Origin of the sequence: Methylobacterium sp. J-078 (genome assembly GCF_022829285.1) — a bacterium.
In the GTDB taxonomy this organism is placed as follows: Bacteria; Pseudomonadota; Alphaproteobacteria; order Rhizobiales; family Beijerinckiaceae; genus Methylobacterium.
In genome coordinates this window covers 85,432-110,508 of record NZ_JAKSYI010000049.1, presented here as the reverse complement: position 1 = coordinate 110,508, position 25,077 = coordinate 85,432, and the positions used below count along the sequence as shown (strand labels likewise).

Sequence of the window (25,077 nt, the reverse complement as noted above, 5' to 3'; positions counted from 1 at the left end):
GGCGCCGGTGCCCCCCTCGACACGCGATACCCCCCCCGCTCATGCGATGGCTTGGTCGAGCAGGAGCAGCAGCAGGAAGCCCGCGAAGAACATGGCGGTCACCCACGGTCGGTCCTCGATCTCGTGCGCCTCGACGAGGAGCTCCTCGGTGACGAGGTACAGCAGCGCGATCAGCCCGAAGGCCAGGAACCCGGCCTGGATCGGTGCCGACAGGGTGGCGACGGGTCCGCCGAGGAGGGCCCCCACCGGCAGGAGGACGACCAGGGCCGCCGTCAGGCCGACGACCTTGCCCTTTGACGCGCCGGTGTCCCCGAATTGGGTAGCGACCGTCAGGCCGAGGAACAGGACCTCGATGGTCAGCGCGACGGTGAGCAGCATGCCGGCCTTGGCACCGGCGGCGAAGGCGATGCCGAGGACGAGCCCGTCGACGAGGATGTCGATGCCGGTGACCGCCATCAGTCCGGCGGGTCCCTTCGCCCGCTTGCCGAGGCTCTTGAACAGGAGCATCGCGAAAACGCCCAGCGCGCCGCCGATGAGGGTCGCCCAGGGCGATCCGGCGTGCTTGAGGTCTGGCAGGATCTCCCCCGCCGCAGCCGCGAAGACCACGCCGGCCGCGAAATGCTGGATCGCGCTGACCAGGACGGCGCCCGGCCGCAGGTTGACCGCGACCGCCGCGCCGACGATGGCGGCCGCGGCTGGGATCAGGGTGTAGAGCCAAGCCTGCATTTCGGGCTCAGACCACGTGGTCGGGAGCGAGGACGCAAGGGGTGTCCGCGCTCGTCTCGACCTGCAAGGTGGTGTGGCCGATGCCGAACCGTTCCTTGATCCCCGCCGCGGCTCTCATAAGGAAGGCGTCGTCGGGACGGCCTCCCGGCATGAGGAGGTGCGCCGTGAGGCAGGTCTCGGTGGTGCTCATCGCCCAGACATGGAGGTCGTGCAGGCCGGTGACCCCGGGCAGCCCTTCGAGGTGGCCGCGGACGGCGGCCGGGTCGATGCCGGGCGGTACGGCGGCGAGGGACAGCGTGAGGCTGTCGCGCAGGAGCCCCCAGGTGCTCCAGACGATGACCGCGACGATGGCGAGGCTGACCACGGGGTCGAGCCAGGTCCACCCGGTGTAGAGAATCACGAGGCCGGCGATGACCACGCCCGCCGAGACGGCGGCGTCGGCGGCCATGTGCAGGAAGGCGCCCTTGATGTTGATGTCGCCCTTGGCACCCGAGGCGAACAGCCAGGCGGTGATGCCGTTGACGAGGATGCCGACCGCCGCGACGATCATCACGGTCTTGCCGGCGACGGGTGCGGGCTCGCCGAAGCGCTGGACCGCCTCCCAGGCGATGGCGCCGACCGCGACCAGCAGGAACACCGCGTTGAAAAGGGCCGCCAGGATCGACGAGCCCTTCATCCCGTAGGTGTAGCGCGCGCTCGGGGCACGCTTGGCAAGGACCATGGCGATCCACGCCACGACGAGGCCGAGCACGTCCGAGAGGTTATGGCCGGCATCGGCCAGCAGGGCCATCGAGTTCGCCAGCACCCCGTAGGTCGCCTCGATGGCGACGAAGCCGACGTTCAGCGCGATGCCGATGGCGAACGCCTTGCCGAAGCTCGCCGGGGCGTGCGTGTGTCCCAGTCCGTGCGCATGCCCGCCATGGTCCCCGTGCCCGGTGGCGTCGTGGTCGTGGTCGTGGTCGTGGTGATCCTTTGCCATCGTGGTTCAGATCCTGGTCCGGAGAAGCCGCAGCGCGTTGGCCGTGACGAGCACGGTCGCGCCGGTGTCGGCGAGGATGGCGGGCCAGAGCCCGGTGATGCCGAGGACGGTCGTGCACAGGAGCACCGCCTTCAGGTCCAGCGCGACCACGACGTTGGCCCGGATGTTCGCCATGGTCCGCCGCGACAGGAGGATCATCCTGGAAACATCGGCGACCCGTCCGTGGAGGATGGCGGCGTCCGCCGTCTCAAGCGCGACGTCCGCGGCACCGCCCATGGCGATCCCGACGTCGGCCGCGGCCAGGGCGGGCGCATCGTTGATGCCGTCCCCGACCTTCGCCACGACCTTGCCGCCCGCCTGCATCTCGCGGACGATGCCCAGCTTGTCCTCGGGAAGGAGTTGGGCCCGGGGCGTCATGCCGAGCGTTTTCGCGATGGCACCGGCGGTCCGGCTGTTGTCCCCCGTCAGCATGACCACCTCGACGCCGAGCGAGCGGAGAGCGGCGATGCCGTCCACGGCATCGGGCCTTGGCTCGTCCCGCATCGCCACGAGCCCCGCCACGGCGGTGCCGGCGATGAGGACGGACACCGTCTTGCCCTCGTCGGTCAGGGCCGTGACGCGCGAGGCCTGCTCAGGGGTGAACGCGATGCGTTCGGCTGCCGCCTGCGCCGAACCGAGGAAGATCCCGACCCCGCCGACCACCGCGAAAATTCCCTTCCCGGCGAGGGCCTCGGCTTGGGCGGCCGGCGGGATCGGGGCAGCGACTTCCGCGGCCTTGGCCAGGATCGCGCGGGCGAGCGGATGGTTCGAGCCGCTTTCCAGGGCGGCCGCGAGGGAGAGGACCTCGCGTTCCGGTCGCCCGAAGGGGACCACGTCCGTGACCCGGGGCTTTCCCAGGGTCAGGGTCCCGGTCTTGTCGAAGGCGACCATCGTGACCGTGCCGAGGGTTTCCAGGACGGCGCCGCCCTTGATCAGGAGCCCGCGGCGGGCACCCGCCGACAGGCCTGCGGCGATGGCCGCCGGAGTGGAGATGACCAGGGCGCAGGGGCAGCCGATGAGGAGGATCGCCAGGCCCTTGTAGATCCAATCGTGCCACGGGCCGCCGAGGAGGAGCGGCGGCACCGTCGCGACCAGCACCGCGACCGCGACGACGGCCGGCGTGTAGTACCGGGAGAAGCGGTCGATGAACCGCTCGGTCGGTGCCTTGGCGTCCTGGGTTTCCTCGACGAGGCGGACGACCCGGGCGATGGTGTTGTCGCGCGCTGCCGCCGTGACCCGCACGCGCAGGACGGACCCGCCGTTGATGGTCCCCGCGAAGACCGGATCGTCCACGGACTTCCGCTTCGGCACGCTCTCGCCGGTCACGGGCGCCTCGTCGACCTCGCCGGTCCCCTCCGACACCGTTCCGTCCGCCGGGATGCGGTCGCCCGGGCGCACCATCACCGTCGATCCGACCACGAGGGTCTCCGCCGGAACCTCCTCGACGCGTCCGTCCCGCTCGACGAGGGCGGTTCGCGGAACGAGGTCGGTCAGGCCGCGGATCGAGGCGCGGGCGCGGCTTGCCGCGACGCCTTCGAGCACTTCGCCGACGAGGAACAGGAACACCACGCTCGCCGCCTCCTCGACGGCGCCGATGAAGACCGCGCCCACGGCCGCCATGGTCATGAGCATCTCGATGGAGAACGGCGTGCCGAGGCGGGCGGCCACGAGGGCCCGCCAGGCGATCGGCACGAGGCCGACCGCCATGGCCGCCAGGAAGGCGTAGGGGGCCATGGCGGGATAGGCCTGGCCGGCAAGGTACGCCGCCGCGAGCGAGCCGCCGCACGCGAGGGTGAGGCGTCCCCGCGGGCCGCGCCACCACGCCGGATCGTCCCCCTTGGATGCGGGTGCGTTCGGCTGTTCACCCGTCCCGGAAGCGGCATCGGCCACAGGGTCGGCCACGCCGAAGCCGAGTGAGGTCACGGTGGCGGCCAGCGTCGCCCGCGTGACGCCGGCGCGGTGCCGGATCGTCACCGTGCCGGCGGGGACCGAGACGGCGACGTCCTCGATCCCGTCCAGTCGGCGGACGGCGTTCTCGATCTTCGCGGCGCACGAGCCGCAATCCATTCCCGAGACGACCAGTCGGAGCGGCGGGATCGTGGGTCGGGTGGCGTCGTCCGGTGGGCCGGGGATCGCGACGTCTGGTCTGGCCATCGACGGTCTTCCTTCTGGGTCGACGACGGCTTAATTCCTCTAGTGGCTGGAGGAGCAAGCGATAAATGGAAATTACCATCGGCGAGCTATCGAAACGCACGGGCGTCCTCGCAACGACGGTGCGCTACTACGAGGATGTCGGCCTGATGCCCGCCCCGCCACGCACCGCCGGGGGGCGTCGGAGCTACGGAACGGCTCACGTGGCACGGCTGGCCTTCATCCGCCATGCGAGGCAGCTCGGCTTCGAGGTCGATGCCATCCGCGAGTTGCTCGCGCTCAACGCCCGGCCGGACCTTCCCTGCGCCGAGGTCGACGTCATCGCCCGGCGTCACCTCGCCGATGTCGACGGCCGTATCGAGCGCCTCAAAGCCCTGAGGTCCGAGCTTTCGCGCATGGTCGATGAATGCGGCCACGGCCGCGTCGGCGAGTGCCGCGTCATCGAGGTCCTATCCGACCATGGCGAATGCCTCGGGCACGACCATTAGGAGCCGCCTCGACCCCTACCCTTCCGATCCGCCCCGGGATCCGGATCATCCGAACCCGTCGTTCTCAAACCCGTGGCCTCGGTTGCCTCCTCCGCGATGGGGCGCCCACCTCCTGCGAAGCCCATGCGCCGACCGCCGCAGGGCCCCCTTGCATGGATGCGGTTCATCGTTCGACTGCCGTGCGGCCACGCACCTGGGCGACGTGGGGATGACGTTAGGGACTTATCCACAGCCGTCCACAGCGACCCGAAAAGAGCAACGGTCCGAAGCTCGGCCGCTGTACGGAACCCGTCAAATATGTTCTGCTTTTGTTCCCATATTCAAGGAGGAGCATCATGCAGGTCATCGACATCGTCATCGGTTTCCCGATGCCGGTCCCGATCCTCGCCAGGGCCGTCCGCGCCGGGTTCCCCAGCCCGGCCGACGACTTCGTCGAGGAGGAAATCGACCTTCAACGCCTGCTCGTCGTCAACCGCCCGGCCACCTTCCTGGTACGTGTCGCCGGCGACAGCATGCTGCTCGCCCACCTTCACGATGGGGATCTCGCGGTGGTGGACCGGTCGCTGACCCCGCGTACCGGCGACGTCGTCGTGGTCGACGTCGACGGCGAGCGCTCCTTCAAGGTCTGGAAGCGCCAGGGTCCCCGGGTCACGCTGCACTTCGCCAACCCGCGCTTCCCGGAGTTCCGCCTGGCGCCCGACGCCCTCGTCGAGGTCTGGGGCGTCGTCTCCGGCTCCGTGTGCGCCCGGCGCCGCTGCGAATGAACGCCCGGGCCTACGCCCTGTCCGACGGCAACTCGTTCTACTGCTCATGCGAGCGGGTCTTCGACGCACGGTTGGCGCGACTGCCCGTGATCGTGCTGTCCAACAACGATGGCTGCGCCATCGCCCGGACCAACGAGGCCAAGGCCCTCGGCATCCGGATGGGCGAGCCCTGGTTCAAGATCCGGGACATGTGCAGGGCCCGGGGCGTCCGGGTCTACTCCTCGAACTACGCCCTCTACGGAGACATGTCGGCCCGGGTGAACGCGGTCTACCGGGACTTCTCCCCACGCATCGAGATCTACTCCATCGACGAGAGTTTCCTGGACATTTCCGACGTGCGCCAGCGCGACCGCGAGACCCTCGCCCGCGACATGCGGGCGACCGTGCGGGCCTGGACGGGCATCCCTACCTGCGTCGGCATCGGCCCGACCAAGACCCTGGCCAAGCTTGCGAACCACGTGGCCAAGAAGAACCCCTTGCTCGGCGGGGTCTGCGACCTAACCGACCCCGAGCAGTACGACCACTGGATCATCCGCGTACCGGTAGCCGATATCTGGGGCGTGGGGCCGGCCAACGCCCGGCGTCTTGAGGCCTTGGGATGCGACAGCGCCGCCGACGTCCGCGACCTCGACACACGCATCGCCCGCAAGGCCATGACCGTGGTCGGCGAGCGCCTCGTCCACGAACTCCGCGGCGTGGCCTGCCTCGACCTTGAAACGCTGGCCGCGACGCGGAAGGGATGCGCCGTAACCCGGTCGTTCTCGGAGCGCGTCGAGGACCGCGCGACCATGGAGCAGGCTGTCGCGACCCACGCGGCCCGGCTCGGCGAGAAACTGCGTCGGGAGGGACTGGCGACCGATCACGTCACGGTCTTCTACCACACCTCCGAGCACGACCGCGGCAAGCCCCAGCGTTCGGTCTCGACGGTCGTCACCCTGCCCGAGGCGAGCAACGACACCCGCGTCCTGGTGAAGGCGGCGCTCCATGGCGTCGGCAGGACCTGGCGCGACGGCTTTCGCTATTCCAAGGCCGGCATCGTCACCACCGACCTCGTACCCCTCGCCGCGTCACAGCGCGCGATGCCGGGCCTGGGCCAACTCGACCGGGAGATGGGCGCCGCGCTGATGGAGGCCTTGGATGCGTGCAATCGTCGCTTCGGTCGAGGTGCCGTGGTTCCAGGGGCCGCCGGGTTCGCTCCGAAACGATCATGGTCGACCAAGTTCGAGATGCGGTCGCCTCGCTACACCACGCGGCTGGATGAGTTGCCGGTGGTTGCCGCGGCGTGACGACGATCGATGGCGGGAGGACCCGGCGCATCGCGACGATGCCTGGCGCCGGCAGGCGGGCCGAGCCCACAATGGTCTCCCGGCAAACGGACGTGGGCTGAATTTCTCGGCGAAGGTCTGGTACCGGAAGAAAGCCGGTCAGCTCGCATCTATGAGACCACGTGGTAGATTCCGGCCGCGCGCAGCACGTCGTTGGTCTCGGGACCGATCAGGCCGCGCTTGCCAGTGACCAGGGCCGCCGCCACGGCGCCCGCCTGACCGCCATTGGCATCGGTGATCCGTCGGGTGAGGGCGTTGCGCGCGTCGTCGATGGCCGCCGCGAACCGGGCGCTTCGATCAGGGGCCTGGGCCGGCGGTCGGACTTCGATCTTGCCGACGAGCGAGCCGACCGCGCCGATGCCACGGAAGTAGGCGTCGCGTCCGAAATCGTAGCCCCCGGGCCGGGCCGCCTCCGGGGGCGGCAACAGCCGGGCGGTGGCGGCGATGCGGTCCCCCGGCTTGAACGCCACCGCCTTGCGGTAGGAGACCCGGACCCGCGCCGGGCGCATCTCCGAGCCGAGGGTGCCGAAGCTTTCCACCCTTACGATCAGGCGCGCCCCTTCCTCGCGCTCATCGAGGGCTTCGATGGTCCCGACGAGGCTGGCGATGGTGGTGCGGGCCAGGATCGGGCCGGCCAAGCGCTCGACCCGGACGGTCGCGGCGGCAAAGCCCAGCAGGGCGGCGATGCCCACGAGTGTGAGTCCGAGCCCGAGGGGCCGCGCGCGCAGGAACGGCGTCGTGGCGGCGAGGAGGGCGGCGGCAACGAGGGGCGCGGCGAGCGCCGGCGCTCCGCGCGTGCCGGCGAAGTAAACGAGGATGCCAAGGCCGAAGGCGACGGCGAGCCAGGGGAACAGGCGGCGCTGCTCGACCTCCCGCGTCCATCCGGCCTGAAACCAGTCGCCGACGAGGCCGAGGGCGGGGCGACGCGCCGCGCTCGGGCGAAACGCCCGCGCCGCCGCCGCTGCCCCCTGCGCCCACGACATGACTGCGCCCTCGATGAGACCGGGCCGGTCAAATCGGCACGGTGCGAGACGATTTCTTAACGCCTCGGCTCGCGCATGCTACACGCGCGTCTCCGGGCCGGTCGATCCGCCTCCCGCCCGTTCCACCAGCCAGTTCAAGTCAAGATTGATGTCGTCAGTCGTCACGCGCTTTGCCCCCTCGCCCACGGGCTATCTGCACATCGGCGGGGCCCGCACGGCCCTGTTCAACTGGCTCTATGCCCGGCGCTTCGGCGGTCGCATGCTGCTGCGCATCGAGGATACCGACCGCGAGCGCTCCACCCAGGGCGCGATCGACGCCATCCTGGACGGCATGCGCTGGCTCGGCCTCGATTGGGACGGCGACGTGATCTACCAGTACGCCCGCGCGGAGCATCACCGGGAGGCGGCAATGAGCCTGCTGGCCTCTGGCAACGCCTATCGCTGCTACGCCACGCCGGAGGAACTGACGGCGATGCGCGAGGCCGCCCGGGCCGAGGGCCGCCCCTTGCGCTACGACGGGCGCTGGCGCGACCGCGACCCCGCCGATGCGCCGGACGGCGTGAAGCCGGTGATTCGGCTGCGCGCACCCACCGAGGGCGAAACGGTGGTGGAGGACGCCGTGCAGGGGCGCGTCGTCTGGCAGAACAAGGATCTCGACGACCTCGTCCTGCTGCGGTCGGACGGGAACCCGACCTACATGCTCGCGGTGGTGGTGGACGACCACGACATGGGCGTCACACAGGTGATCCGGGGCGACGACCATCTCACCAATGCCGCCCGCCAGCGGCAGATCTACGACGCCCTCGGCTGGGCCGCGCCCGCCATGGCGCATATCCCGCTGATCCACGGGGCCGACGGGGCGAAGCTCTCGAAGCGCCATGGGGCGCTCGGTGTCGACGCCTATCGCGACCTCGGCTACCTGCCGGCGGCCCTGCGCAACTACCTCGTGCGCCTCGGCTGGAGCCATGGCGACCAGGAGGTGTTTTCCACCGAAGAGATGATCGCCGCCTTCGACCTCAAGGCGATCGGCCGCTCGCCGGCCCGTTTCGACTTCGCCAAGCTGGAAAACCTGAACGGCCTCTACATCCGGGGCGCCGCCGACTCGGACCTCGTCCAGGCCATCGGGGACGTGCTGCCGGCCCTCGGGCCCTCGCGCGGCATCCCGGTGCCGATGCCGCCGGACCTGCGCGACCGGCTTATCGCCGCGATGCCGGGCCTGAAAGAGCGTGCCAAGACCTTGGTCGAACTCCTGGACAGCGCCTACTACCTCACCGCAGCCCGCCCCCTCGTTCCCGACGAGAAGGCCAAGGGCCTGCTCGGCGACGAGGCCCGCGCGCGCCTGGCCGCCCTCCTCCCGGCCCTGGAGGCCCTGCCCGACTGGGATGCCGCCGCCACGGAGGGCGCCGTCCGCCGCTTCACCGAGGCGAACGGCTTGAAGCTCGGGCAGATCGCGCAGCCCCTCCGCGCCGCGCTGACGGGGCGCGCGACCTCGCCTCCAGTCTTCGACGTGATGGCGGTTCTGGGACGGGCGGAATGCCTCGGCCGGCTCCACGACCAGATCCCCGCGTGATGGGCGCAGCCTCGGAAGCAAGGTCGCGCCGGGGCGATTTTCATCCTGCGAAAGCGATTTTCATCCTGCGAAAGAATGACAAATCGGCCTGGATTTCGCTTGGGTCCCCGCGTGAAGCGGAGCGTCGGTTGATGACGGTCCGCCGATCCGCTACCCCCATGCTCGTGTGAGCAAGTGCAGCATAAGCCGCACTTGCGCCCCGGAGCCGGGTGGCAGATTTCATCGCCACGCGGGCCGGCGCCGCCCCGCTGCCACGAAAGGGTCCAGGTCTCCATGAGCGCCTCCAGCACGATCACCGTGGGCGACAACCACGTCGAGCTCCCGATCAAGACCGGCACGATCGGTCCGGACGTCATCGACATCGGCAAGCTCTACGCCAAAACGGGCAAGTTCACCTTCGATCCCGGCTTCACGTCGACCGCCTCCTGCGAGTCGAAGATCACCTACATCGACGGCGATGCGGGCATTCTCCTCTATCGCGGCTACCCCATCGAGCAGATCGCCGAGAACGGCGACTTTCTCGAGACCTGCTATCTGATGTTGTTCGGCGAACTGCCGACCCCGGCCCAGAAGGCCGATTTCGACTACCGGATCACGCGCCACACCATGGTGCATGACCAGATGAACCGCTTCTTCCAGGGCTTCCGCCGCGACGCGCACCCCATGGCGATCATGGTCGCCTGCGTCGGCGCGCTCTCGGCCTTCTACCACGATTCCACCGACATCTCGGACGACCAGCAGCGCATGGTCGCCTCCATGCGCATGATCGCCAAGATGCCGACGCTGGCGGCGATGGCCTACAAGTACTCGATCGGCCAGCCGTTCGTGTATCCGAAGAACGATCTCGATTACACTTCGAACTTCCTGCGGATGTGTTTCGCGGTCCCCTGCGAGGAATTCAAGGTCAACCCGATCTTCGCGCGCGCGCTGGACCGGATCTTCATCCTCCATGCCGATCACGAGCAGAACGCCTCCACCTCCACGGTGCGTCTGGCGGGCTCCTCGGGCGCCAATCCCTTCGCCTGCATCGCCGCCGGCATCGCCTGCCTGTGGGGACCCGCCCATGGCGGCGCCAACGAGGCGGCCCTGAAGATGCTCGAGGAGATCGGCCACCCCGAGAACGTCGCGAAATACGTCGCCAAGGCCAAGGACAAGAACGATCCGTTCCGCCTGATGGGCTTCGGCCACCGCGTCTACAAGAACTACGATCCGCGCGCACGGATCATGCAGAAGACCACCCACGAGGTGCTCGGCCAGCTCGGCATCAAGGACGATCCGCTCCTCGAAGTCGCCGTGCAGCTTGAGCAGATCGCCCTGAAGGACGACTACTTCATCGAGAAGAAGCTCTATCCGAACATCGATTTCTACTCGGGCATCACCCTCAAGGCGATGGGCTTCCCGACTTCGATGTTCACGGTGCTGTTCGCGCTTGCCCGCACCACGGGCTGGATCGCCCAGTGGGCCGAGATGATCGAGGACCCGTCGCAGAAGATCGGTCGTCCGCGCCAGCTCTACATCGGCCCTGAGAAGCGCGAGTACACCCCGATCGATCAGCGCGGCTGACGTTCTCGGAAACGCCTCGCTGGAAGAGATCCGGCGGGGCGTCTCGATTCGAGTCCGATGCGATGACTAATGGCTGGCGGCTCAGTGCGGCCGGGCGCGGTCGACCACGGCGCGGGCGGCCGCGAAGGCCTCTTCCGCATCGAGTTCCGTGGTATCGAGAATCACCGCGTCGGCGGCCGCCTTGAGGGGCGCGGTGGAGCGCTGGGCGTCGCGGGCGTCCCGGGCGACGATGTCGGCCAGGATGGCACCGAGCGTCGCTGATTCGCCGCGCCGCAGCAATTCGAGGTACCGGCGCCGGGCGCGCTCCTCGGGGGCGGCCGTGATGAACAGCTTCACCTGTGCGCTGGGGCAGACCACCGTGCCGATGTCGCGCCCGTCGAGGACCGCACCGCTGGCCCCGCCCGCGAAACGCTGCTGCCACGCGAGGAGCGCGGCCCGCACGGCGGGCACCGCCGAAATGCGCGAGGCCGCCTCGCCCATCGCGCGCTCGCGCAGGCGCGGATCGGCGAGCCGATCGGCGATCAGGCTGGCGGCCGCGCGCGCCGCGGCCTGATGGTCGTCGAGATTGTGGCCCGCATCGATCACCGTCAGGGCGACGGCCCGGTACAGGAGCCCGGTATCGAGGTGGGGCAGGCCGTAATGCGCCGCGAGACGCTTGGCCAGGGTGCCCTTGCCGGAGGCCGCCGGCCCGTCGATCGCGATCACCATCGGCATCGCGTCAGCCCTCGATCCGGCCGCCGAGGCCCTGCATGGTCGGCAGGAAGCTCGGGAAGCTGGTGGCGATCATCGCACCGTCATCCACCGTGACGGGCTGCTGCGTGGCCAGGCCCATCACCAGGAATGCCATGGCGATGCGGTGGTCGAGATGGGTCGCCACCGTACCGCCACCGCGCGCAGGCTCGCCGGTGCCGTGCACGACGAGGTCGTCACCATCGACGAGGTGGGCGACGCCGTTGGCGCTGAGCCCGTCGGCGACGGCCGCGAGGCGATCGGATTCCTTCACCCGCAACTCGTGCAGGCCGCGCATCCGCGTGGTGCCCTCCGCGAAGGCGGCGGCGACGGCGAGCACGGGATACTCGTCGATCATCGACGGCGCCCGCTCAGGCGGCACGTCGACCCCCTTGAGCCGGCTTGCGCGCACGCGCAGGTCCGCCACGGTCTCGCCGCCCTCCTCCCGCTCGCGCAGGCGCTCGATGTCGGCGCCCATCTCGATGAGGGTGGTGATCAGCCCGATGCGCAGCGGGTTCATCATCACGCCCTCCAGGGTCACCTCAGAGTCCGGAACGATCAGGGCGGCCACCAGGGGGAAGGCGGCCGAGGACGGGTCGGCCGGCACGACGACCTTGGTGCCGCGCAGGGTCGGTTGACCGGTCAGGCTGATTGCCCGGCCGTATCCTTCGGGGCCGTGCGGAACCACGGTCACCTCGGCGCCGAACAGGCGCATCATCCGCTCGGTGTGGTCGCGGGTCGCGGCGGCCTCGATCACCGTCGTGGTCCCGGGGGCATTGAGGGCGGCGAGCAGCACCGCCGACTTGATCTGCGCCGAGGCGACGGGCGTCTCGTAGGTGATCGGAATCGCCTCGCGGGGGCCGCGCAGGGTCAGGGGCACGCGGCCGCCCGCCTCCTCGCTCACCACCTCGGTCCCCATCCGCACCAGGGGATCGAGGATGCGGCGCATCGGGCGCTTCCGGAGCGAGGCGTCGCCGTCGAAGGTCGCGGTGACCGGCTGGCCGCCGACCACGCCCATCATCAGGCGCGAGCCGGTGCCGGCATTGCCGAAATCGAGCACGTCCTCGGGGTCGGTCAGGCCGCCGATGCCGACGCCCCGGACGCGCCAGAGCCCGTCTCCCACTCGCTCGACGTCGGCGCCCAGCGCCTTGGCGGCAGCGGCGGTCCGCAGCACGTCGTCGCCCTCGAGCAGGCCCGTCACGTTCGTCTCGCCGATGCTGAGCAGGCCGAGGATCATCGCGCGATGCGAGATCGACTTGTCGCCGGGCGGCCGCAGTCTGCCTTGCAGGGCGAGGCCCGCATGGGCGGTCAAGGGTTGCGGGGCGGAATCATGGGACACGGGCAACGACTTTTCGGCTGGGCGCGCGGGGCGCTGGCATTCAGGGCGCGGGCGCGTCTTATCCGGCGCCGGTGCGATCAGGGCGGTTAACACGAGCGCGTGCCGCCGTCATCCGAAGCCCCCACACGTCGGCCGCCCGGCGCTTCGAAGGATCGAAGAATGACACCGCCGCGCCGTGGGACACCGCGAATTTGACAGGAGCGTTCCACGCGACTAACGGGGCGCCTCTCCCAAAAGATTGCACGTATAGAGGTTCGCCCGTGGCCAGACCGGAACTCGGCTTGAAGCGTCAATGCATGAGCTGCGGCGCCAAGTTCTACGACCTCGACAATGATCCGCCGACCTGCCCCAAATGCGGGACGATCTATCAGGTCGCCGCAGCCTCCGGCCGCGCCGCTCCGGCGCTCGCCGCGCGCGCGGCCGCCGTTCCCGCCGATGACGACGAGGACACGGATGCCGAGAAGGGCGGTCCGGAGATCGTTTCCCTCGACGAGGTCGAAGCGGCCGAGGACGACGCGGACACCACCACCGAGGACGTGGACGGCGACAGCAACGACGACGCCGACGACACCTTCCTCGAGGAGGAGGACACCGGCGACGACGACGTGGCCGACCTGATCGACAGCGACATCGAGAACGACGAGGAGAGCTGAGCGCTCGGGCCCTCCTTCAGCACCGCAGGCCAAAAAAGTTTGCCGGCGGGGCACAAAGGGGGTTGAGGCGGCGGGCAAGCCCCAGTACATCACCGCCATCGACGGCGGGCAGCGCCCGCCGCCGACGAAGACCGCCCCGGACCTCCAGTCTCCGGTGCGTCGAGAGTGGGGCCTTAGCTCAGCTGGGAGAGCGCTTCCATGGCATGGAAGAGGTCATCGGTTCGATCCCGTTAGGCTCCACCAAACTCGCCCTCCTTGACATCTCACTGATCCTCTAAAGATCGAAGCCACCCGACGCAGGTTCGTCGCGTGGTTTTTTGCGTTTCGGGGCATGGCTCGGCGGGCCATCGCGTCTCACCCGTCAAATCAGCACTGGGCGCGACGAAGACCGAAAATAGGGGTTGAGGCGGCGGGCAAGCCCCAGTATATCAGCGCCACCGCCGGCCGGGCCGATGCCCACGCCGATGCGGACGACCATCGCGAGCGCTCCAGACGCCGCGATGTGACAAGTGGGGCCTTAGCTCAGCTGGGAGAGCGCTTCCATGGCATGGAAGAGGTCATCGGTTCGATCCCGTTAGGCTCCACCAAATCTTCTCGCTGCCCTCCACATCGCCGTAGATCTTTCCGCCGACGCTTCGTATTGCGGTGCGCAATGCCGCTGGCTTGCGCAGCCGCGACGCTTCGTGATGGTGTTGGATGGGACGTGGTTCGGTGTTCATGGCGACGTCCCTCCCCAGCGATGCGATCCCGGCCGACGCGGCCGCCCAGAGCCTCCACGATCTCTGCGCTCGTCTGCTGGCCGGCCCCAGCGCCACGGCCGTTTTGGAGGCGTGGTGCCGGGAGCGTGGCTTGTCGACGAGGACAGACCTCGTCGCTGAGGTATTGCCCGGGCCCGACACGCCCCTGTCCCCGGTGCAGCGCGAGCGCCTGGAGTTGCCGCGCGGGGCGGTGGTGCGCTACCGCCGTGTCCGCCTGATCTGCGGCCGGCACGTGCTCTCCGAAGCCGAGAACTGGTACGTTCCCGGACGGCTCACGCCCGCGATGAATCATCTCCTGGAGACGAGCGACACGCCCTTCGGCCGCGTGGTGCATCCCCTCGGCCCCGCGCGCCGCAACCTCGACCTGCGCATGCTCGCCGGTGCCGAGGCGCCAGCGCACCGCGCACCGAACGATCCGCTCTTCACGGTCGCGGCGCTGCTCCTGCGCGCCGACGGGCTGCCCCTCTGCGAAGTGTCCGAGACCTACACGGCGGCCGTCCTCGCGCGCGGCTGAGGCCGGGTCGCCTGGGGGCTGGCACCCTGCGGGTTCACGGGCTATGCCCCTCGCCCCAGGGACCAGACAGGGCGAGGATCGTGGTGATGGCGTTCAACGGGCGGACAACGCGGCGCTTCGGGTACGCGGGACTGATCGGTCTCGCCCTGAACGGTACGGCGCTGGCGCAGAAGGGCGACGACGCCACCGGCCTTTGGCAGACGGAGACCGCCGGCTCGAAGGTGCGCATCACCCGCTGCGGCGCCGGCTATTGCGGCACCCTGGCGAGCACGGCCGGCCCCGGTCTCGACGCAAAGAATCCCGACGCGTCCCTGCGCTCGCGCAATCTGGTCGGCGTCCAGATCATGGATGCGCGCACCCCCAGTGGCGATGCCTTCGAGGGGACGCTCTACAACCCCAACGACGGCAAGACCTATTCGGGCAGCGTGACCATCAAGAGCCCGAACGTCGTCGAGGTCTCGGGCTGCGTGATGAGCGTCTTCTGCAAGCGCCAGACCTGGAAGCGCGTGAACTGAGCCTGTCGGACCGACATAGCGGCTTCCGCGATCGCGGAAGCCTTCGGGGTGCGATCAGGCCGACAGGGCCGCCTGGATCGCCTCGATGGCGGCCTTGGCACCTGCGCCCTCGGGACCGCCGGCCTGGGCCATGTCGCGGCGGCCGCCGCCCCCTTTGCCGCCGAGATGCCCGGCGCCAGCCCGCACCAGGGCCACGGCGTCGTAGCGCTCGGTGAGGTCGGGGGTAACGCCGACCACGAGGCCGGCCTTGCCGTCGGGTGCCACGCCCACGATGGCGACGATACCGGAGCCGAGGCGCGTCTTGCCCTCGTCGGCGAGGCTCTTGAGGTCGCGCATCTCGACGCCCTCCACCACCCGCGCCATCACCTTCACGCCGCCGATCTCGGCGATGCCGTCGTCGGCGCCGGAGCCGGCGCCGCCCATGGCGATCTTCTTGCGGGCGTCGGTGAGGTCGCGCTCCAGGCGGCGGCGATCCTCGATCAGGGCCGCGAGGCGGTCCGGCACGTCAGCCGGAGACGCCTTCAGCAGCCCGGCGATCTGCGAGAGCGTGCGGCTCTCCTCGGCGCGGTGGCGGCGCGCGGCATCCGCCGTCAGGGCCTCGATGCGGCGCACGCCCGCGCCGACCGCGCTCTCGGCGACCACCGAGACCTGCCCGATCTCGCCGGTGCGGCCGGCATGGGTGCCGCCGCAGAGCTCCACGGAGAAGGCCTTGGTGCGTCCCGTTTCACCGGCCACCGGCGCCCCCATGGAGACCACGCGAACCTCGTCGCCGTACTTCTCGCCGAACAGCGCGCGGGCGCCGGAGGCCACGGCCTCGTCCTGGGCCATCAGTTTGGTGACCACGGGGGTGTTCTGCAGGAGCACCGCGTTGGCGATGTCCTCGACGGCGCGGATCTCCGCCTCGTCCATGGGCTTCGGGTGGCTGAAATCGAACCGCAGCCGGTCGGGCGAGACCAGCGATCCCTTTTGAGCGACGTGGTCGCCGAGCACCTGGCGCAGAGCCTCGTGCAGCAGGTGGGTCGCCGAATGGTTGGCGCGGATCGCGGATCGCCGCTCATGGTCGACGGCGAGTTCCACCGCCTGGTTGAGCGACAGCGTACCCTCCTCCACCGTGACGTGGTGGGCGAAGAGATCGCCGAGCTTCTTCTCGGTGGCGGTGACGCGCGCCTTCAGGCCAGAGGCAGACAACGTACCGGTATCGCCGACCTGGCCGCCGGACTCGGCGTAGAACGGGGTCTGGTTGACGAGGACGAGGCCGGTCTCGCCCGCCTTCAGGCTCTCGGTCTCGGCCCCATCCCGCAGCAGCGCGGTGACGATGCCCTCGGCGCCCTCGGTCTCGTAGCCGAGGAACTCGGTGGCGCCGACGCGCTCCTTCAGGCTGTACCAGACCGTCTCGGTGGCGGCCTCGCCGGAGCCGGTCCAGGCGGCGCGCGCCGCCTTGCGCTGGCGCTCCATCGCCTGCCCGAACGCGTCCGTGTCGACGCCGATACCGCGCGCCTTGAGGGCGTCCTGCGTCAGATCGAGGGGGAAACCGTAGGTGTCGTAGAGGGTGAAGGCCGTCTCGCCAGAGAGGTTTTGGCCGGAAGAAAGGTCGCGGGTCTCCGCGTCGAGGATCGCGAGGCCGCGTTCCAGGGTGCGGCGGAACCGGGTCTCCTCCAGGCGCAGGGTCTCGGCGATGAGCCCCTCGGCCCGGGTCAGTTCCGGATAGGCCTGGCCCATCTCGCGTAAAAGCGTCGGGACGAGGCGGTACATCATGGGTTCGCGCGAGCCGAGGAGCTCGGCGTGGCGCATGGCGCGGCGCATGATGCGGCGCAGAACGTACCCGCGGCCTTCGTTGCCCGGCAGCACGCCGTCGGCCACGAGGAAGGATGCGGCGCGCAGATGGTCGGCGATGACCCGGTAGGAGGCTTGGGTGCCCGGCTCCGGCGGCCGGCCGACCGCGTGGGCGACGGCGTCGATCAGGGCACGGAACAGGTCGGTCTCGTAGTTGCTCTTCACCCCCTGGAGGATCGCCGCCATGCGCTCCAGGCCCATGCCGGTGTCGATGGAGGGGCACGGCAGGGCGAGACGGTTGCCCGGCTCGATCTGCTCGTACTGCATGAAGACGAGGTTCCAGAATTCGAGGAAGCGGTCGCCATCCTCGTCCGGCGAGCCGGGCGGGCCGCCCTGGAGGGAGGGGCCCTGGTCGATGAAGATCTCCGAGCAGGGGCCGCAGGGGCCGGTATCGCCCATCTGCCAGAAATTGTCGGAGGTGCCGATGCGGATGATGCGGTCGTCCGAGAAGCCCGCGATTCTGCGCCAGAGGTCGGCGGCCTCGTCGTCGTCGGCATAGACCGTCACCAGCAGCCGGTCCTTCGAGAGGCCAAACTCCTTGGTGATCAGGTTCCAGGCCAGCTCGATCGCCCGCGGCTTGAAATAGTCGCCGAAGGAGAAGTTGCCGAGCATCTCGAAGAAGGTGTGGTGCCGGGCAGTGTAGCCGACATTGTCGAGGTCGTTGTGCTTGCCGCCGGCCCGGACGCATTTCTGCGCAGTGGTCGCGCGGTCGTAAGGGCGCTTCTCGACGCCGGTGAAGACGTTCTTGAACTGCACCATGCCGGCGTTGGTGAACATCAGCGTCGGGTCGTTGCGCGGCACGAGCGAGGAGGACGGCACCACTTCGTGGCCGGCCTTGGCGAAGTAGTCGAGGAAGGTCGACCGGATCTCGTTGACGCCGCTCATCGCATCACAACTCTGTCGTAGGGTGCCGCCGGAGCACGGACGCACCGGACCCGTCCGATGCGCCGCGCGCCGCGCGGGGAAGCCTTCGCTCCGGGACCGTCCGGACAACCGAGACAGTCCTGGGATCAACGGGTTCCATCGCGCAGGTGCCCTCATAAGGAGCGTTCGGACGCAAGTCACGGCCGGTTTCGCTTTTGCGCACGGCGGAGGAAGCACCCGTCCCCCGCTGTCCGTCTCGCCGACCCCGTCGATCGCGCTTCGGCCCGGCGGATGTCGGACTTGCCGCCCCGACCGGGAGGCTCATATTCACCGGATCAAACCGCCCCGACCACGCGGGCGGACCCCCGGGAGACACCCATGCGATCGGTCCTCATTGCGGCGCTGCTGACCGGCTGTGCCGCCGTTGCGTCGTCGACCACCGCCCTCGCCCAAGGCGCGGCACCCGCCGAGACCAAGGCCAAGGCCGACGCCCTCGAGAAGCTCACCGGCATGCAGAGCACGGGCACCGCCGAGGCGCCGGAGATTCCCCAGACAGGCCGGCGCGCCGACGCCCTGCGCAAGACGCTCTCGAAGATCAAGCTCCCGGACGGCTTCAAGATCGACCTCTACGCCGTGGTGCCGGATGCCCGCTCGATCGCGGTGGGACCGAACGCCGGCGTGCTGTTCGTCGGCACCCGCAAGAGCAAGGTCTACACGGTCACCGACCGCGACAAGGATCGGGTCGCCGACGAGGTCCGCGCCTTCGCACCCGGCATCGACTTCAAGATTCCCAACGGCGTCTGCTTCTCGAAGGACGGCGTCCTGACCATCGTCGAGCAGAACCGGGTTCTGTCCTTCCCGGCCGCCGAGTTCTTCTACGAGAGCCCCGACGTCGCCGCCGGCGTGCTGGTCAAGCAGGGCAACCTGATCCCGGCAGCCGAAGAGAGCTACAACCACACGGCCCGGATGTGCCGGGTCGGCCCGGACGGCAAGACTTACATCTCGCTGGGTCAGCCCTACAACGTGCCTCCGGCCGCCAAGCGCGAGCTCTACGCGCAGACCGGCATCGGCGGCATCATCCGCATGGATGCCGACGGCAAGAACCGCGAGGTCTACGCCACCGGCATCCGCAACTCGGTGGGCATGGACTTCAACCCCGCCGACAAGGCCCTCTGGTTCACCGACAATCAGGTCGACGGCATGGGCGACGACACGCCCCCCGGTGAGCTCAATCGCATCGCCAAGGCGGGCGAGAATTTCGGCTTCCCGTGGTTCGGCGGCGGGCAGGTCCGCACCGTCGAGTACAAGGACGAGACGCCGCCGAAGGACGTGGTGTTCCCCCAGGCCGCGTTGCCGCCGCACGCGGCCGATCTCGGCATGACCTTCTACAACGGACGCATGTTCCCCGATTCCTACAAGGGCGGCATCTTCACGGCCGAGCACGGCTCCTGGAACCGGACCCAGCCGATCGGGGCGCGGATCATGTTCGTGGCCATCGACAAGGACGGCAAGGCCGGCACGCCTAAGCCCTTCGCGGAGGGCTGGCTCACGACCGACGGCGAATATCTCGGCCGCCCGACCGACGTCGCCGTGCTTCTCGACGGATCGCTCCTGGTCTCCGACGACACGGCCGGCGCGATCTACCGGATCTCGTACGAGGGCAAGTAGCGTGGCGCCCGCTCGTCTCATCGCGGGCCTGCTCTGCGGACTCGCCGTCGCCGTCGTGTCGACCGAAGCCGGGGCCGGGGACGCGAAGGCCGGCCGCAAGGCCGCCATTGCCTGCCAGACCTGCCATGGCCTGGATGGAGTCTCGAAGCTTCCGGAGGCGCCGAACCTCTCCGGACAAGTCGAGCCCTACCTGGTCAAGGCGCTGACGGAGTATCGGGACAGTGTCCGCCGCAACGAGATCATGAACGTGGTGGCCAAGCCTCTCAGCGACGCCGAGATCGCCGATCTGGCGGCCTATTATGCGGCGATCCAGGTCGACGTGCTCCCGCCGGGCTAGGTCCCTGCCGCATCCCGCATGGCGTCATGGAACGCGGGATGACCGAAACGAGAAAGGCCGCCGGGTACGCCCCGGCGGCCTTTCTTGCGATGGCCCCTCCCGCCTCATAGGCGGAGGGGATGATCTCAGGCCTCGCCCTCGTCGAGGTCGTCCTCGGTCGGCTTGGCGTTCTCGAGGATCTTGTCGGCGACGAGGCCGGAATTCTGGCGGATCGACGCCTCGATCTTGCCGGCGATCTCGGGATTGTCGCGCAGGAAGCCCTTCGAGTTCTCGCGGCCCTGGCCGAGGCGCTGGCTGGCGTAGGAGAACCAGGCGCCGGATTTCTCGACGATGCCGGCCTTGACCCCGAGGTCGATGAGCTCGCCGACCTTCGAGACGCCCTCGCCGAACATGATGTCGAACTCGACCTGCTTGAAGGGCGGCGCGACCTTGTTCTTCACGACCTTGACGCGGACCTGGTTGCCGATGGCCTCGTCGCGATCCTTCAAGGTCGAGACGCGGCGGATGTCGAGGCGCACCGAGGCGTAGAACTTCAGGGCGTTGCCGCCCGTGGTCGTCTCGGGGCTGCCGTACATCACGCCGATCTTCATGCGGATCTGGTTGATGAAGATGACCATGCACTTGGAGCGCGAGATCGAGCCCGTGAGCTTGCGCAAGGCCTGGCTCATCAGGCGCGCCTGAAGACCGGGCTGGCTATCGCCCATCTCGCCCTCGATCTCGGCCCGCGGCGTCAGCGCGGCCACCGAATCGACCACCAGCACGTCGATGGCGCCCGAGCGCACCAGGGTGTCGGTGATCTCCAGGGCCTGCTCGCCGGTGTCGGGCTGCGAGATCAAGAGGTCGTCGAGCTGCACGCCGAGCTTGCGCGCATAGATCGGGTCGAGGGCATGCTCGGCATCCACGAAGGCGCAGACGCCGCCCTTCTTCTGGGCCTCCGCGATGGTGTGCAGAGCGAGCGTGGTCTTACCGGACGATTCGGGTCCGTAGATCTCGATGACGCGGCCGCGCGGCAGGCCGCCGACGCCGAGCGCGATGTCGAGGCCGATCGAGCCGGTGGAGATCACCTCGACTTCCGCGACTTGGGCGTTCTTGCCCAGGCGCATGATCGAGCCTTTGCCGAAGGCCCGCTCGATCTGCGACAGCGCGGCGTCGATCGCCTTGGCCTTGTCCTTGTCCACCATCGGGGATTCCACAACTTTCAGCGCGGGCTGGGCCATTCGTCGGCATCCTTATGCATGGGGGCGAAGCAAGGCTCAATGCGCCTCGGATGCCGATTATGTACCTGTTTTGTTCTCACGGAACAAGGGCGGCGCACGAAGATTCCGGGGTCAGTCGGAGGAATCTTCGGGCGCCGCCGATCGTCAGCGCGCGATCGTTTCCTTCACGGTCTCGACAAGCTGCTTCAGGCTGAATGGTTTGGGCAGGAAGTTGAAGTCCTCGCCGTCCGGCAGGTTCTTGCGGAAGGCGTCCTCGGCATAGCCCGAGACGAAGATGACCTTGAGATCGGGGGATTGCTTGCGCAGTTCGCGCAGCAGTGTCGGCCCGTCCATCTCGGGCATCACCACGTCGGACACGACGAGGTCGATGGTCTCCTTGGTCTCGGCGATGATGCGCAGGGCGTCGAGCCCCGAGGCCGCTTCCAGCACCGTGTAGCCGCGGGCCGAGAGGGCCCGGCTGTTGACCGCGCGCACCGGATCCTCGTCCTCCACGAGCAGGATGACGCCCTGCCCGGTATGGTCGGCCGCGACCTTGCGGGGCGCGGGCTTGTCCGTCTCGGGCCGGCTCCGTTCCGGCGTGCCCTTCAGGCGGCTCGCCGCGATGGCGGCGCTGCCCTGCGCGGTGCCGGTCTGGGCGGGCGGCGGCAGCGCGATCTCGGGCTCCGGGGCCGGCTCGGCGCTGGGTTCGTGGCGCGGGAAGTAGATCCGGAAGGCGGTGCCCTCGCCCACCGTCGAGCGTACGTCGATGGTGCCGCCGCTCTGCTTGACGATGCCGAACACCGTCGAGAGCCCGAGGCCGGTGCCCTTGCCGATCTCCTTGGTGGTGAAGAACGGCTCGAAGATCTTCTCCATCACGTCGGGCGGAATGCCTTGGCCCGTGTCGAGCACCTCGATCAGCACGTGGTCGCCGGCCGGCATGCCGAGGCGGTTCTCCACCGGCACGGCGTCGTGGGTCACGTTGGCGGTGCGGATGAGTAGGCGCCCGCCCTCCGGCATCGCGTCGCGGGCGTTGACCGCCAGGTTCACGATGACCTGCTCGAACTGGTTCACGTCGGCCTTGATCGGCCAGATGTCGCGCCCGTGCTTGAGGTCGAGGTCGACGCGCTCGCCAAGGAGGCGCTTCAGGAGCAGCGTCAGGTCGGAGAGAGCCTCGCCGACATTCATCACCTCGGGGCGAAGGGTCTGGCGGCGGGAGAACGCGAGCAGCTGGCGCACCAGGCTCGCGGCCCGGTTCGCGTTCTGCTTGATCTGCATGATGTCCTGGAACGCCGGATCGGTCGGCCGGTGGCTGGCGAGCAGCAGGTCCGAGTACCCGATGATGGCCTGGAGGACGTTGTTGAAGTCGTGCGCGATTCCGCCGGCTAGCTGGCCCACCGTGTCCATCTTCTGAGCCTGGGCCACCTGCTGTTCGAGCTGGCGCTGCGCCGTGGTGTCGAGGGCGTAGAGGATGACGCGCTCGCGATCCTTCTTGCCGCCCTCCTCGTCGTCCCGCGGGATGCCGGCCGGCTCGCCGCCGGCCGGGCTGAGCCAGACCCGAGCCGAGCGCGTGCCCGGACCCGAGAGGGCGATCTCGATCGGCGCGACCTCGACGAGACCGGCCGCCGCCTTGGCGAGGGCGGCTTCCAGGCCGGCCCGGTCGCGCTCGGCCACCGCGTCCCACATGGTAGGCTCGCTGTGCAGCTCGTTGCGTCCGTCCGGCAGGGCCTGGCGCGGCAGGCCGCCGAACAACCGGGCGAAGGAGGTGTTGGCCCGGGCGATGTGTCCGGCCTGGTCCAGGGTCGCGATCGCGATGGGGCTGTTGTTGAGGAAGCGCGCGAGGCGCACCTCGGCCACGCGCTGCGGCTCGTCGGTCTCGGCCCCGGCCGAGCGGTTGAGCACGAAGGTGCGTGAGGGGCCTGGCCGGCCGTCCTGACCGAAGGCGACGCGGTGATAGAGGCGCGTCGGCAGCGGATGCCCGTTGCGGCGGCGCAGGTCGAGGTCGAAGCGGTCGGTGCGGACCTCGCCGGGCAGGCCCTCGGAAGCGGTGAGCATGTCGGCGCCCGGCGCGATCTCGGGCAGGCGCAGGCCGCCCGAGCCGACCGTGGCGAGGTCGTAGCCGAGCCAGGCGGCCAGCGTCGCGTTCATGTAGACGATCGACCCGGCCGGATCGATCGACAGGAAGCCCGCGGGCGCGTGGTCGAGGTAATCGATGGCGTGCTGGAGTTCCTGAAAGACGTTCTCCTGGCGCTCGCGCTCGTGCGTGATGTCGCTTACCGTCCACAGGGTGGCGGGCCGGCGCGGCCGCTCGATCGGCCGGACCCCGATCCGGAACCACGCGAAGGCGCGCTCGGGACCGCCGGGCGGCGGGGCCATGCGGATCTCTTCCGAATGGCCGAGCCCGTCGCGCGCGGCCTGGGCCAGGCGATAGACCGCCTCGGAGACCTCGGGGGAGCCGACGAAGACGCGTTCCACCGGCGGCAGGCTCGCGAACGTCTCGCCGCCGGCGATGCGCAGGTAGGATTCGTTGGCGTAGATGAGGCGTCCGCCCTCCTCCACCACGATGGCGCCATCGGGCGCGGCATCGATGATGGCCTTGGTGATGTCGTCGCGCGCGGTCTGCCCCCCGAGCTGGATCGCCCCGATGGCGAGGGCGAAGAGGCAGAACACGCCCGCCATCGCCAGGAGCGCCAATAGGCCGAGGATGAGCGGCTGCGCCTGCTCGTTGGCCACGAAGGACAGGCCCACCGCCGCGCCGACGAGGAGCCCCGCCAGCACGAGGAGCAGGCCCACCCGCCCCGGCCGCTCGGAACGATCGATCGCGTTCGACGCGGGCTTACCCGGTCCGCTGAACTCGCCCATCCGCCGCCGATCCACTCCTGAAGCCATTCCGGTTAGCGCCCCGCTCGGCGTCGCGACAAGGGCAAACCGGCGCAAGGTGCCGGGAAATCTCATGAAAGAAGGTGCATAAAGCGTGGCGGGTGCAAGCGCGACTCCTCACGCCACGCGGCGGCGCAGGCGCATCACGTAGCCGATGACCTCGGCCACCGCCCGGTAGTGCTCGGCGGGGATCTCCTCGTCGATTTCCACGGTCGCGTGCAGGGCGCGGGCGAGCGGCGGGTTCTCCAGGATGGGCACGTCGTGCTCCTTGGCCACAGCGCGGATCTTGAGGGCGAGGCTGTCGACGCCCTTGGCGACGCAGATCGGCGCGGCCATGCCGGCCTCATAGCGCAGGGCCACGGCGTAATGGGTCGGGTTCGTGACGATGACGGTGGCGTCGGGCACGGCGGCCATCATGCGCTTCTTCACGCGCTGGGCGCGCAACTGTTTCATGCGACCCTTCACCTCGGGGCTCCCCTCGCTCTCCTTGTGCTCCTGTTTCATCTCCTCCTTTGACATGCGTAGGCGGCTGCGCCAGCGGTGGCGCTGGTAGAGGGCGTCGCCCAGCGCGATGGCGACGAAGACGCAGAGCATGCCGGCCATCATCTTCAGGGCGAGGCCCAGGATCGCCGCCAGGGTGGCGGCGGGATCGAGGCGCGCGAACACCTCGAGCCGGTCGCGCTCGCCCCACAGTATGGTGCCCCCGACGATCCCCACCATGGCGAGCTTGGCCAGCCCCTTCAGGAACTGGAACAGCGCCTCCATGCCGAAGATGCGCTTGACCCCGGCCATGGGCGAGACCCGGTCCCACTTCGGACCCAGGGCCTCGGTGCTGAATACGGGCGGATGCTGCGCGAAGCCCGCCGCGAGCCCGGCCACCACGACCAGCGCGACGGGCACCACCAGTGCCTGCGCGCAGATGATGAGCATCCGGATGCCCATCTCCGTATAGGCGGTCGGGTCCGAGGGGACCTGGTGCGCGTTCATCAGAAAGCCGCGCAGGCTCGCCACAAGGCCTTGCGCGATGGAGCCGGAGGCCATCAGCAGCGCCATGGTGAAGGCGGCCAGGATGAAGAAGGTGTTGATCTCGGGGCTGTTGGGAACGTTGCCCTGCTCGATCGCCTTCTCGATCCGCCGTGGGGTCGGGTCTTCGGTCTTGTCCTCCGGATCGGCCTCGTCCGACATCGGATCAGCCTCCCCGGCTGG

The 25,077-nt window shown here is 69.3% G+C and carries 19 protein-coding genes, 2 tRNA genes and 1 pseudogene; 12 read left to right on the top strand and 10 right to left on the bottom strand.

The genetic code is table 11. The annotated features are described in order from the left end of the window. Positions 1-39: 39 nt before the first annotated feature. From MKK58_RS05320 to MKK58_RS05310, 3 genes are read right to left on the bottom strand one after another with little or no spacing between them, the layout of a single operon-like run. Positions 40-726, bottom strand: a complete 687-nt coding sequence (locus tag MKK58_RS05320) for a ZIP family metal transporter (protein WP_243911111.1) — start codon at positions 724-726, stop codon at positions 40-42. A 7-nt stretch (positions 727-733) separates the two neighbouring features. Beyond that, positions 734-1,705 carry a cation diffusion facilitator family transporter gene (locus tag MKK58_RS05315; protein ID WP_243911110.1) on the bottom strand — a complete coding sequence of 324 codons (972 nt, stop codon included), beginning with the start codon at positions 1,703-1,705 and terminating at the stop codon, positions 734-736. A 6-nt stretch (positions 1,706-1,711) separates the two neighbouring features. Beyond that, positions 1,712-3,898, bottom strand: a complete 2,187-nt coding sequence (locus MKK58_RS05310) for a heavy metal translocating P-type ATPase (RefSeq protein ID WP_243911109.1) — start codon at positions 3,896-3,898, stop codon at positions 1,712-1,714. Positions 3,899-3,963: 65 nt separating this feature from the next. Between MKK58_RS05310 and MKK58_RS05305 the strand changes: the two genes are divergently transcribed. The 3 genes from MKK58_RS05305 (at position 3,964) to MKK58_RS05295 (ending at position 6,433) form a co-directional block, all read left to right on the top strand. Next, positions 3,964-4,383 (top strand): MerR family transcriptional regulator, encoded by a 420-nt coding sequence (locus MKK58_RS05305; protein WP_243911108.1) that lies wholly within the window; start codon positions 3,964-3,966, stop codon positions 4,381-4,383. A 335-nt stretch (positions 4,384-4,718) separates the two neighbouring features. Further along, positions 4,719-5,147, top strand: a complete 429-nt coding sequence (locus tag MKK58_RS05300) for a LexA family protein (RefSeq protein WP_243911107.1) — start codon at positions 4,719-4,721, stop codon at positions 5,145-5,147. Continuing rightward, the gene (locus MKK58_RS05295; RefSeq protein WP_243911106.1) at positions 5,144-6,433 is read left to right on the top strand and encodes a Y-family DNA polymerase; all 1,290 of its coding nucleotides are present in this window, start codon (positions 5,144-5,146) and stop codon (positions 6,431-6,433) included. Before MKK58_RS05300 ends, MKK58_RS05295 begins: the two co-directional genes overlap by 4 nt. A gap of 152 nt (positions 6,434-6,585) precedes the next feature. Here the strand turns inward: MKK58_RS05295 and MKK58_RS05290 are convergent. Next, positions 6,586-7,455 (bottom strand): annotated as a pseudogene (locus MKK58_RS05290) (ComEC/Rec2 family competence protein); the annotation flags it as partial. 145 nt (positions 7,456-7,600) lie between these two features. Between MKK58_RS05290 and gltX the strand changes: the two are divergent. Then, complete coding sequence (gltX, locus tag MKK58_RS05285; protein ID WP_243911105.1) at positions 7,601-9,025, top strand: glutamate--tRNA ligase; 1,425 nt, start codon at positions 7,601-7,603, stop codon at positions 9,023-9,025. A 273-nt stretch (positions 9,026-9,298) separates the two neighbouring features. Next, positions 9,299-10,588 carry a citrate synthase gene (gene gltA, locus MKK58_RS05280; protein WP_243911104.1) on the top strand — a complete coding sequence of 430 codons (1,290 nt, stop codon included), beginning with the start codon at positions 9,299-9,301 and terminating at the stop codon, positions 10,586-10,588. A gap of 81 nt (positions 10,589-10,669) precedes the next feature. Here gltA and cmk read toward each other — a convergent pair whose 3' ends face one another. Further along, a complete protein-coding gene (cmk, locus tag MKK58_RS05275; protein ID WP_243911103.1) occupies positions 10,670-11,302 on the bottom strand; it encodes a (d)CMP kinase in 633 nt (210 codons plus the stop codon). Between the two features lie 4 nt (positions 11,303-11,306). Next, the gene (gene aroA / locus MKK58_RS05270) at positions 11,307-12,656 is read right to left on the bottom strand and encodes a 3-phosphoshikimate 1-carboxyvinyltransferase (RefSeq protein WP_243911102.1); all 1,350 of its coding nucleotides are present in this window, start codon (positions 12,654-12,656) and stop codon (positions 11,307-11,309) included. 260 nt (positions 12,657-12,916) lie between these two features. Between aroA and MKK58_RS05265 the strand changes: the two genes are divergently transcribed. From MKK58_RS05265 to MKK58_RS05245, 5 genes are all read left to right on the top strand, one after another. Further along, a complete protein-coding gene (locus tag MKK58_RS05265; RefSeq protein ID WP_082503635.1) occupies positions 12,917-13,309 on the top strand; it encodes a TIGR02300 family protein in 393 nt (130 codons plus the stop codon). A gap of 167 nt (positions 13,310-13,476) precedes the next feature. Beyond that, positions 13,477-13,552 (top strand) — tRNA-Ala (locus MKK58_RS05260). A gap of 268 nt (positions 13,553-13,820) precedes the next feature. Further along, positions 13,821-13,896, top strand: a tRNA-Ala gene (locus MKK58_RS05255). A 130-nt stretch (positions 13,897-14,026) separates the two neighbouring features. Further along, the gene (locus MKK58_RS05250) at positions 14,027-14,581 is read left to right on the top strand and encodes a hypothetical protein (protein WP_243911101.1); all 555 of its coding nucleotides are present in this window, start codon (positions 14,027-14,029) and stop codon (positions 14,579-14,581) included. 86 nt (positions 14,582-14,667) lie between these two features. Then, positions 14,668-15,096: a DUF2147 domain-containing protein gene (locus tag MKK58_RS05245; protein WP_243911100.1), complete on the top strand. Its 429-nt coding sequence runs from the start codon at positions 14,668-14,670 to the stop codon at positions 15,094-15,096. A 54-nt stretch (positions 15,097-15,150) separates the two neighbouring features. Here the strand turns inward: MKK58_RS05245 and alaS are convergent, their stop codons facing one another. Further along, on the bottom strand, positions 15,151-17,814 hold the full coding sequence (gene alaS, locus MKK58_RS05240) for an alanine--tRNA ligase (protein ID WP_243911099.1): 2,664 nt from the start codon (positions 17,812-17,814) through the stop codon (positions 15,151-15,153). A 357-nt stretch (positions 17,815-18,171) separates the two neighbouring features. On the opposite strand from alaS, the gene MKK58_RS05235 reads away from it, so the two are divergent. After that, the gene (locus MKK58_RS05235) at positions 18,172-19,461 is read left to right on the top strand and encodes a PQQ-dependent sugar dehydrogenase (protein WP_243911098.1); all 1,290 of its coding nucleotides are present in this window, start codon (positions 18,172-18,174) and stop codon (positions 19,459-19,461) included. Position 19,462: 1 nt separating this feature from the next. After that, positions 19,463-19,798 carry a c-type cytochrome gene (locus tag MKK58_RS05230; protein ID WP_243911097.1) on the top strand — a complete coding sequence of 112 codons (336 nt, stop codon included), beginning with the start codon at positions 19,463-19,465 and terminating at the stop codon, positions 19,796-19,798. A 125-nt stretch (positions 19,799-19,923) separates the two neighbouring features. Here MKK58_RS05230 and recA read toward each other — a convergent pair whose 3' ends face one another. The 3 genes from recA to flhB all read right to left on the bottom strand — a co-directional run bounded on the left by recA (position 19,924) and on the right by flhB (position 25,056). Continuing rightward, positions 19,924-21,015, bottom strand: coding sequence for a recombinase RecA (gene recA / locus MKK58_RS05225; protein ID WP_243911096.1), 1,092 nt, complete (start codon positions 21,013-21,015; stop codon positions 19,924-19,926). A gap of 144 nt (positions 21,016-21,159) precedes the next feature. Next, a complete protein-coding gene (gene cckA / locus MKK58_RS05220) occupies positions 21,160-23,853 on the bottom strand; it encodes a cell cycle histidine kinase CckA (RefSeq protein ID WP_243911095.1) in 2,694 nt (897 codons plus the stop codon). A 135-nt stretch (positions 23,854-23,988) separates the two neighbouring features. Next, positions 23,989-25,056, bottom strand: coding sequence for a flagellar biosynthesis protein FlhB (gene flhB / locus MKK58_RS05215; protein ID WP_243911094.1), 1,068 nt, complete (start codon positions 25,054-25,056; stop codon positions 23,989-23,991). Positions 25,057-25,077: the final 21 nt, after the last annotated feature.